A 9401-nucleotide genomic window follows, 5' to 3' on the forward strand; every position below is an offset into this window, starting at 1 on the left:
CCCGGTTCAACCGGGGCGGAACCGCCGATGCCGGAATACCCACCTTTTTCAATTAAATGGGCCTGGTTAGATTTTGAAAAGGTTTGGAACAGGCCCGAATTGCTGGCAGCTTCTCGCTGGTCGTGGGTAAAAGGCTTGGAAACTGCATCCGATTGCTGAATACCGGCATCAATATCAAATTCCAGCGTTGGTGTTATACTGAATTGCGCCAAGGCGTGTTTTACGGCGGCCTGAACAAATGCATAGACGATTTTCTCATCCTCAAATTTGATCTCCTGCTTGGTAGGATGCACGTTTACGTCGATCTGTTCGGGGTTCAGATCAATAAAAAGCACGTACAAAGGGAAACTATCGGCCGGGATCAGATCCTGAAAAGCCTGCATTACGGCATGGTGCAGGTACCCACTGCGAATAAACCGGTTATTTACAAAAAAATATTGATCGCCCCTGGTTTTACGGGCAGCATCGGGTTTACCAATAAAGCCCTGAATATTCAGATAATCTGTCTGCTCCTGAACGGGAACCAGTTTAGCATTGTAGGAATTACCCAACAATTGTACAATCCGTTGTTTAAGCGAGCCTTTATCCAGGTGAAAAACCTGTTGTCCGTTATGGGTAAGCGAAAAAAAGAGCTGAGGGAAAGCCATTGCCACGCGGATAAACTCGTCTATTATATGGCGCATCTCCGAAGCATTGCTCTTCAAAAAATTACGACGGGCAGGCACATTGAAGAACAGGTTCTTCATGGCAATGCTGGTACCAGGCGCAGTGGCACAGGGTTCCTGCCGAACCACCATACTGTTTTCGATTTCGATATAGGTACCGAGTTCTTCCGAATGTTGCCGGGTTTTTAATTCTACCTGCGCAACGGCGGCAACAGAAGCCAGCGCCTCTCCCCGGAAGCCCATGGTATTTATATGAAATAAATCATCAATTTGCCTGATTTTCGAAGTCGCATGGCGCTCAAAACAGAGCCGGGCATCGGTTTCATTCATGCCCTTACCATTGTCTATTACCTGGATCAGCGACTTGCCTGCATCATTCACCAACAGGCGAATTTCAGTTGCTCCCGCATCCACTGCATTTTCCAACAATTCCTTTACTGCACTTGCCGGACGTTGAATTACTTCCCCTGCCGCAATCTGGTTTGCTATATGATCGGGCAATAATTGTATGGTATCAGCCAATAGTCACTCTCCTTTCGGCAAAGATAGCACCTGTACCTAATTCATTTCCCATAGTTTTTGCAGGAAGGCTTCGACCGATCTCCGCACTTTGGCGGCACTGGTTTGATGATTGTTCACCAGGATGGAAAACAACAAGGGTTCCCCTTTTTTTGTAGTCAGGTAACCGCTCAAAGCTACATGTCCGCTTAAGGTTCCGGTTTTTGCATGGATAGCATCTGCCATACCGGTATAATAATTAGATAAAGTACCCTGGTTTCCACCGGGTAATAACTGCAACACCTTGTTCTGCCCCATTTCCTGCTCCATCTTTTTTAATAACCAGATAAAATCCTGTGGGGTAAACAAGTTATACCGGCTAAGGCCCGATGCATCTACCCATTTGGGGGGATGTGGTAAGCCACTACAAGCAGTCTTCAATACGGTATCAATAAAATCTGTGGTGTTCATGTATCCCAGGGCTTCCTGTGATGCCATCAGTAAAACCTGTTCCGCAAAAAAATTATCGCTTCGGAACATCATGGTTTTCAATACGCTATCGCGTAATTGGGAATAGCGTACCCGATCCACCTGGCGGGTAGTTTCTGCAGGTACCAATACAATAGACCTATGGATGGTGTCCTTTAATAAATCCAATGCAGATAAAACCCCGTTCGTAACAAAGGGAATTTCTATGGTTCGAAGTATTTCTTTACCCTCTGATATGGTAAACTGATTTGTATACCGGTCTCGTATAACCGAAAAACTACTTGTTTTGGACGGGTTAAAATTAACCTTCCAGGAAACTTCCGGTTCTGAATATACAAAAGCTTCATTAACGATAGCGCCATCCTGCGATTCCGTTTTTTCCAGTACCTGGGTCCACCGGATGGTATTTCCGTATACCGGAAGCGGGCTTCGTTCCGGCATATAGGCACTGTTATAATCATCCCATGCCCAGCCATAACCGAACTCTTTTTCTTTCCAGTTATCCTGTTGAATTACCAGTTCTTTCCCACTTGCTTTCAGCCAATCGATCACTGGGTGATCCGAAAAATCAGGATGTAAAAGGGTAGGGTCTCCTGTTGCCTGCAGATAGATGCTGTCTTCAGTTTCCGCATACCGGATGCCGGGCAGTGAATCGCCCAACCATTTCATTGCAGCATACATGCTGAAAAGCTTGGTATTACTGGCGGGAACAAAATATTTATCTGCCTGGTAATTATAGAGATAGCTGTTTTTTTTAGGCGCATAAATGCTGATCCCGATATGGGCCTGTTTCAGCCCCTCTTGTTGCAACAGCAATTCCCGGGCGGATTGGCCAAGTTTCTTTTGACTAGAACAGGCCGTCAATAAAATCGCCGGCACTAACCAAGCAAGCAACTGTGTGTGTAGACGCATTTACTAAAAATAGCTAAAAATGATCAGCTTCTTTCCTGGGCTCTCAACCATCTTTCCGGGATATCGTTGTTGCTGGCAATTACATAATCTTTGTAAGAACAGGCTATAAAACGGGTGTCGGGCAATTGCATCCACCAGCGACCCGTTTTTTTACTCTGCAAAAACACAGTTTCAACTTCGGCGAACGCCGTATTGTATTCATAAAAAGCCTCCCTGTCTTTGAGGGTAGCTTCCCTTTTTCCTTTACTCATTCCATCAATAAAATACCAGATCATCTGGCTTATCTGCTGCGCGGTCAGGTTTTGCACATCGGATCCGGGCTGATAACCATATATGCCAAAACTATTTACCACGGGGCTCATACCGGCATAACGGGCCAGCACGCAGGCTTCTTCCCCATTTAATCCATTGGGAGACAGGGCTGATCCCGGAGCATAGGCATGTGCAATGGCTGATAGGTCAAAACTCACCATTCTACAATTCCGCAATACCGGCTCCATTTCATCAATTTGTTCTTTGACGGTACCTACCCGAAAGCAATCGAAGCGGAGCTTGTCCATATTCTCCAGCATATACGGGTGTACATAATAACTCTGAAAGGCAAGATGGCTGTAGTGTTTCATGAAATTGGGCTCACCGGTCAGCATTTCCATCAGGAAATGATCCGCCTGCGGCAGGGCCTCCATATCCAGGTCAATTTTTGCATCAATACATGCAGCTTCAATTAACTGGCTTCGGCTGGCATAGGAGTGATATTGCGAAAGAGACAGATCATGCGATCCTCCCAGGATTATAACCCGCTTACCGGCATCTGTTAATTCTGATAAAACCAGTTTCAAAGCGGCATAGGTATCACTAAGCGAAGCGCCCGGCTTAATATTTCCAATATCCGCTATCCGGATATCCGTGTGCCAATAGAAACTTCTATAAAAACTTTTTCTAATCTGATCCGCACCAACGCTAAAAGCGCGGCCCATGCCAAGGCCTCTCTGCTCACCACAGCCTACCAGAATAAGCTCGGGCTGATCCAGGTCGGGAAAGGCGTCCTCTTCGTAAACCAGTACCTGTTTTCCCATCTGACCCGCACGAAAACCCTGATCATCGCTTATTTCAGCCAATGAAACCGGATTCAGGTAATCCATTAAATGTTGCAATTCAATCATGGCTGCAATATAATAATTGGTCACTTTTAGGTTATACCTAATTTTGCGGTTCAACGCATCAACATGACAATTCACAAAGAAGGCTACAAATCAATTGCAATTGCTACCCTGGTTTTTGTACTGCTCAACCTGCTTTCATTCTTTTTTATAAGTGCCGCCTACCCGCTGATCAGCTGGGTATTGTTTCTGGTTTTATTGTTCCTTCTTTTATTTATCATATCCTTTTTCCGGATTCCAAGCCGTACCCACACATTTGATGAAACCAAGGTTATTTGCCCTGCCGATGGGAAAGTAGTGGTTATTGAAGAAGTGTACGACGAAGAATACTTTCATGACAAACGCATTCAGGTAAGCATTTTTATGAGCCCGGCTAACGTGCATGTTAACCGTAACCCTTTTTCCGGCGATGTAGTGTACAGCACCTACCATAAGGGTAAATTTCTGGTGGCATGGAATCCCAAATCATCCACCGAAAATGAACGCCACAGCGTTGTATTAAAAACCGGCAATACCGAAGTTTTGGTTAAACAAATTGCCGGTGCCGTTGCAAAACGTATCGTTAACTACCTGAAACCAGGCATGAAAGTGAAGCAGAACGACGAATTGGGTTTTATAAAATTCGGCAGCCGGGTAGATGTTTTGCTGCCTATCGGAACCCGTATAAATGTAACGCTTAACCAGGTAGTGAAGGGGGGCGTAGATGTATTAGCAACCTTCTCTTAAAACAAGGCCATCATTTCTTCCAGTCCGTATACGGTGTAGGTGGGCGAAATAGACGGTGTAATCTTAATGTGGTTAACAAAAACCTGGTCCATTCCGGCATTTTTTGCACCCAGGATATCCGCTTCCAGGTGATCCCCGATCATAATACTGGTTTCCGGCACAGCACCGGTAACACGGAATGCATAGTCAAAAATCTCCCGGTTCGGTTTAAGGCTATTGCTTCCTTCGGAGGTTATCACTTTTCCGAAAAAATGATCGATGCCCGAATTTTTTAACTTGGCGTGCTGTACAGATTCAAATCCATTGGTGATCAGGTGTAATGAATACCCTTTATTATGAAGATAGGTGAGTAGTTCAACCGCATACGGAAATAAACGGTTCCGGAAAGGCAGGTGCGCAAGAAAAGCTGCACTCAGTTCTCGCGCCAGTTGTTCATCCCCGATCTTAAAATCAAGCAGGGTATGCCACATCCTTTTCCACCGGAGCTCATCTACTTTGATAAATCCTTTGCGATACCGCTCCCAAAGCTTATCGTTATGGTAACAATAGCGTTCATGGAAATAAGTAAAATCACTTACGCCTACTGTAGATAAATTCAGCTGTTTATAAATATGTTCAAGTGTTAACCGCGCGTTTTCTTCGAAATCCCACAGTGTATGGTCAAGATCAAAGAATAAATGAGAATAATGTTTCATATTTGAACAGCAAAGGTATTGCATGATTCTGTAGAATTAGTATCTTGTCATTCCGTAGCACCCTAAACTCATTCTGATCCCTATGACCAAAATTCTACTCGCAGGCACCGCTCTGATATCCAGCTTGTGCGTTTTTGCTGAACCTGTTGATAGTATATCATCAACCCCCTCATCAACCGATCAAATCAAAGCTGAGTTTAACAAACAAGTCGACTCCATCGACAAAGAACTCACTTTTCATGCCGGCAAACTTCGGTTTGCGGAGCAGTCGGTTAGAATGAAAGTACCGTCCGGTTATTATTTTATTGACGCTAACCAGTCGAGGTATATTCTTGAAACAGTATGGGGCAATGTACCGGATGAAGAAGTATTGGGCATGATAGTTCGATCAGATTTTTTACCCTCCGAAATAAACAATGACTACAGTTTTGTGATCAGCTATTCGCCTACAGGATATATACCTACCGGGCAAACAACTGATTTTGATCATAGGGAGTTGCTGGAGGAAGTACAAAACCAGTTACAGGAATCCAATAAAAAAAGATTGGAAAAAGGATTCAATGCCCTGCAGGCAGAAAAATGGATAATGGTTCCTTATTTCGATTCCTATAAAAAAGCGGTGTATTGGGCTACTGAATTAAAGGTTAATGGCAGTGATGAATCTCTGGTGAATTATAATCTCCGTTTGTTGGGGAAAAACGGGGTGTTAAAAATAAATGCGGTAGGTACAATTGATCAATTACCCGCTATTAAAAAGGTATTACCTTACCTACTGGCGCAAACTTCTTTTATTGAAGGATTCCGGTATGAAGATTATTCGCCGGAAGAACAGTCCGGCGGCGGAATGGAAACTGGAAGAATTATTTCCGGTAAAAAGAACAGTCGTTTTTTTCCTATGTACCCAAGCCCCTGGCAACCGGTTCCTTGCTGATGATCGGCACCTTTATTTTCATTCGTCGTTTTAGCAATTTTAAAAGAAAGCCCGTTCATCCAACTGCATAAGAAGGCGTACATTTATGCAATGATTATTGTGATAACGGGTGCCAGTAAAGGCATTGGAAAAGCCATAGCGCAGGAGTTTGCTGCAGCAGGCAATCAACTTTTTTTATGCAGTAGAAATCCGCATCAGCTGTATGAAACGGTGCAGGAATTGCAAAGCCGGTTTCCCACCTGTGAAGTAAAAGGCCAACCAGCCGATCTTTCGCTTCGGGCCGATATAACTGCTTTTTCAGAATGGGTAAGCTCCTTTGGCATACCCGATATACTGGTGAACAATGCAGGGCAGTTTATTCCGGGAAGTATATATAATGAACCAGAACAGGCGCTCGAAACTTCGTTGTCGGTTAACCTGCTTTCCGCCTACCATCTTACCAGGTCTTTTCTTCCCGGAATGATGAAGCGCCAATCGGGCCATATATTTAATATCTGTTCTATTGCGTCCCTTGCAGCCTATGCCAATGGAGGCGCTTACAGCATCAGTAAATTTGCTTTGCTGGGCTTTAGCAAAAACCTGCGAGAGGAAATGAAACCTTTTGGCATAAAGGTAAGCGCCGTATTGCCTGGCGCAGCTTATACCGATAGCTGGGCCGCATCCGGCGTTGACCCCAGCCGGCTTATGGAAGCCCGGGATATTGCCCTGATGATCCATGCTGCTAGCCGTTTGTCAGCCCAGGCCTGCGTTGAAGACATTGTTCTTCGTCCGCAATTAGGTGATTTGTAATTTGCCATTTCTATGCAGGTGCGATTTGTCTATTTTGTTTTATTCCTTTCCGCTTTACTGTTGCCGTTTTTTCCGGCAGCGCAGGTAAGCTTTTCAACGCTGTCCGACAAACAAAGCATTGGGCTTACCGAGGTACTTCAGGTGCAGTTTATTGCTGAAAATGCCAAACAGATTGAATCTTTTGAAGCACCTTCTTTTAAAGATTTTACGGTATTACAAGGGCCCATAGAAACAAATGGGATGAGCCTTGTAAATGGAGAAATTTCACGCTACCAGGCGTTGACCTATATTCTGAGACCCAACCGCAAAGGAACACTTATTATCCAGGGGGCATCTGCTCTTATCAACGGTAAGCAGATGAAATCAAACCAGCTGCGAATTGAGGTGAGGGAAGCAAAAGCGCAACCGGTTAACCCTTACCCCATTGATCCGGGCATCAGCGCTTACCGCCGGCAGATCCAGGAAGATTATATGCTGCAGCCGGGAGAATCACCACAGGAAAAAATCAAAAAAGGATTAATGGTGGTACTGGACCTGGACAAAACCACTGCTTATGTAGGCGAACCAATTGTATCTACCTACAAATTATTAACCCGGCTCCGGTCCGATTCCAGGATCAGTAAACGTCCGTCCATGAACGGTTTCAGTGTATATGATATGCTGGAACCGGAGGCCGCTGAACCGGTTATTGAGGAAAGGGATGGAAAAGAATATCAATCGCATATCATCCGTAAAACACAATTATTTCCCTTGCAGGAAGGCCGGTTTGAACTGGAACCGGTTGAATTGGAAAACAATGTCCGTTTTCTGCGGACAGATAAAGCGCCGGGGTCTTCTAACCGGAGTTCTATTCAGCGCTTGATGGACGATCTGATGGGTGAACAGTCCGGAAGCTGGGAAGAACATTCCATTACATTAGCAAGCCAGCCCAAAACGATTACCATTCTACCGCTTCCGGATGGCGCCCCCCCCAGCTTTAATGGAGCTGTTGGAAAGTTTACAATTAGTGGTAAAGCCAACACCGCTTCTGTTGCAGCCGGAGAAAACTTTATTTATACACTTGAAATTGAGGGCAGCGGAAACCTGCCGCTGATAAACGCCCCATCCTGGGAGCTACCCGGCAATTTTACCGTTTTTGACCCTTCGGTAACTGAACAGCTGAACAAAGCGGTTAGCCCGATGGAAGGGAAAAAGATCATTTCCTATACTATAACTCCTACAGAGGAAGGAACTTATACCTTACCAGGTATTTCATTCAGTTATTTCGACCCCAGGAAAAAATCCTATACCAGCCTTTCGACAGACAGTTTACGTCTTTTTGTTACCCCTTCACTTACTAAAAAGCAGGAAAAGCCTAAAAAAACAGAAGCCACTCCACCGGTTTTGAACAACGCAAACTGGTGGATTATCGGCATTGGAGCTCTTGCCTTTCTCAGTATGATAGCATTGATAGTAAGGAAGAAAAAATTGCCTAAAAACCAGGCGGAGAAAGAAGCGCCGACAAACTTTGCAGCGCCGGAACCACAACTACCGGTTGATTACCTGGTGGCCGCCAGACTTGCCTTCCAAAACAACGACACCGCGTTAATGTATAAAGAACTGGAAGCTGGACTATGGAAATTGCTGGGAGAAAAATTGCAGCTTAAGCCCTCCGACCTGCAAAAAGAAACGGTATTACCACTATTAGAACAGCGGGGTCTATCAACAGAAGATCGTCTTTTACTCCAGTCTATCTGGCAACGGTGCGAATGGGCTTTATACGCACCCAGCCTGGTTAGCAGCGACGGGGCCGTTATACTGGAGGAGGCCGACCGGTTGGTTACGATCGTTACCGCATTATAGCAGTGGCTGTACGGGGGTATTTTATTCGTTCTCCGCATATTTGTACCCTACGCCCCGAACCGAATGAAAATACCGGGGATTGCGGCTGTCTTCTTCAAAATACTTCCGAAAATTGAGGATGAAATTATCGATGGTACGGGTAGTGGGGTATACATTGTATCCCCATACTGTTTGCAGGATTTTTTCCCGTGGCACTACTTCGTTTTTGTTTTCAATCAGCAATTTCAACAGCATGGCCTCCTTCTTACTCAGTTGAATGCGTTCTCCATTTTTTGCGGTTGCCTCCTGTGCCTTAAAGTCTATTTTGTTGGAACCGAACTGATAAAAATCGCCGATGGTATCTTTTTGCTTTAGTTTTTTGTTTTTCTGGATCAGCTTGTGCACGCGTAACATAAGCTCCTCGAGGTTAAACGGCTTGGTCAGGTAATCATCGGCACCTTTTTTGAGTCCGGATACCCTGTCGGCACTGCTGTTCTTAGCACTTAGGATAAGAATGGGGACTTCGTTATTTTGAATGCGGATCCCCTCGAGTACGGTAAGCCCATCCATTTCCGGTAACATTATATCCAGGATGACCAGATCAAAATATTCCTGCTGTACAGCTTTTAGTGCGTTCAGTCCATCGTAGGCGGAACTCACTTCATAACCTTCCAACTCCAGGTTAAGCCGGAGCGCGTCATGCAGATTTTCTTCA

The 9401-nt window shown here is 45.0% G+C and carries 9 protein-coding genes; 4 read left to right on the forward strand and 5 right to left on the reverse strand.

The genetic code is table 11. The features are described from left to right. The 3 genes from mutL to A1D16_RS05500 form a co-directional block, all read right to left on the reverse strand. Positions 1 to 1187 (reverse strand): DNA mismatch repair endonuclease MutL (gene mutL, locus A1D16_RS05490; protein WP_290708276.1); only part of this gene is annotated, 1187 nt, incomplete at its 3' end. A gap of 36 nt (positions 1188 to 1223) precedes the next feature. Then, complete coding sequence (dacB, locus tag A1D16_RS05495) at positions 1224 to 2564, reverse strand: D-alanyl-D-alanine carboxypeptidase/D-alanyl-D-alanine-endopeptidase (RefSeq protein ID WP_290708277.1); 1341 nt, start codon at positions 2562 to 2564, stop codon at positions 1224 to 1226. 23 nt (positions 2565 to 2587) lie between these two features. Next, positions 2588 to 3727 (reverse strand): formimidoylglutamase, encoded by a 1140-nt coding sequence (locus tag A1D16_RS05500; RefSeq protein ID WP_290708278.1) that lies wholly within the window; start codon positions 3725 to 3727, stop codon positions 2588 to 2590. 63 nt (positions 3728 to 3790) lie between these two features. Here A1D16_RS05500 and A1D16_RS05505 point away from each other — a divergent pair, with 63 nt between their 5' ends. Continuing rightward, positions 3791 to 4450 (forward strand): phosphatidylserine decarboxylase family protein, encoded by a 660-nt coding sequence (locus A1D16_RS05505; protein WP_290708279.1) that lies wholly within the window; start codon positions 3791 to 3793, stop codon positions 4448 to 4450. On the opposite strand, the gene A1D16_RS05510 is transcribed toward A1D16_RS05505, so the two are convergent. Continuing rightward, positions 4447 to 5145 (reverse strand): YjjG family noncanonical pyrimidine nucleotidase, encoded by a 699-nt coding sequence (locus tag A1D16_RS05510; RefSeq protein WP_290708280.1) that lies wholly within the window; start codon positions 5143 to 5145, stop codon positions 4447 to 4449. The genes A1D16_RS05505 and A1D16_RS05510 overlap by 4 nt on opposite strands. 82 nt (positions 5146 to 5227) lie before the next feature. On the opposite strand from A1D16_RS05510, the gene A1D16_RS05515 reads away from it, so the two are divergent. The 3 genes from A1D16_RS05515 to A1D16_RS05525 all read left to right on the forward strand — a co-directional run bounded on the left by A1D16_RS05515 (position 5228) and on the right by A1D16_RS05525 (position 8707). Continuing rightward, positions 5228 to 6076 carry a DUF2167 domain-containing protein gene (locus tag A1D16_RS05515; RefSeq protein ID WP_290708282.1) on the forward strand — a complete coding sequence of 283 codons (849 nt, stop codon included), beginning with the start codon at positions 5228 to 5230 and terminating at the stop codon, positions 6074 to 6076. Between the two features lie 90 nt (positions 6077 to 6166). Next, the gene (locus tag A1D16_RS05520; protein WP_290708283.1) at positions 6167 to 6865 is read left to right on the forward strand and encodes an SDR family oxidoreductase; all 699 of its coding nucleotides are present in this window, start codon (positions 6167 to 6169) and stop codon (positions 6863 to 6865) included. Positions 6866 to 6877: 12 nt separating this feature from the next. Beyond that, positions 6878 to 8707: a BatD family protein gene (locus tag A1D16_RS05525; protein ID WP_290708284.1), complete on the forward strand. Its 1830-nt coding sequence runs from the start codon at positions 6878 to 6880 to the stop codon at positions 8705 to 8707. Positions 8708 to 8728: 21 nt separating this feature from the next. Here A1D16_RS05525 and A1D16_RS05530 read toward each other — a convergent pair. Further along, a partial coding sequence (locus tag A1D16_RS05530) for a response regulator transcription factor (protein WP_290708285.1) occupies positions 8729 to 9401 on the reverse strand: 673 nt, incomplete at its 5' end.

This window comes from Flavihumibacter sp. CACIAM 22H1 (genome assembly GCF_001601815.1).
GTDB lineage: Bacteria > Bacteroidota > Bacteroidia > Chitinophagales > Chitinophagaceae > Flavihumibacter.

What these genes read in the sequence shown, in the direction of transcription:
- A1D16_RS05510 (WP_290708280.1), bottom strand. Translation starts at nt 5,145, where the DNA reads ATGAAACATTATTCTCATTTATTCTTTGATCTTGACCATACACTGTGG.
- A1D16_RS05505 (WP_290708279.1), top strand. Translation starts at nt 3,791, where the DNA reads ATGACAATTCACAAAGAAGGCTACAAATCAATTGCAATTGCTACCCTG.
- dacB (WP_290708277.1), bottom strand. Translation starts at nt 2,564, where the DNA reads ATGCGTCTACACACACAGTTGCTTGCTTGGTTAGTGCCGGCGATTTTA.
- A1D16_RS05525 (WP_290708284.1), top strand. Translation starts at nt 6,878, where the DNA reads ATGCAGGTGCGATTTGTCTATTTTGTTTTATTCCTTTCCGCTTTACTG.
- A1D16_RS05500 (WP_290708278.1), bottom strand. Translation starts at nt 3,727, where the DNA reads ATGATTGAATTGCAACATTTAATGGATTACCTGAATCCGGTTTCATTG.
- A1D16_RS05520 (WP_290708283.1), top strand. Translation starts at nt 6,167, where the DNA reads ATGATTATTGTGATAACGGGTGCCAGTAAAGGCATTGGAAAAGCCATA.
- A1D16_RS05515 (WP_290708282.1), top strand. Translation starts at nt 5,228, where the DNA reads ATGACCAAAATTCTACTCGCAGGCACCGCTCTGATATCCAGCTTGTGC.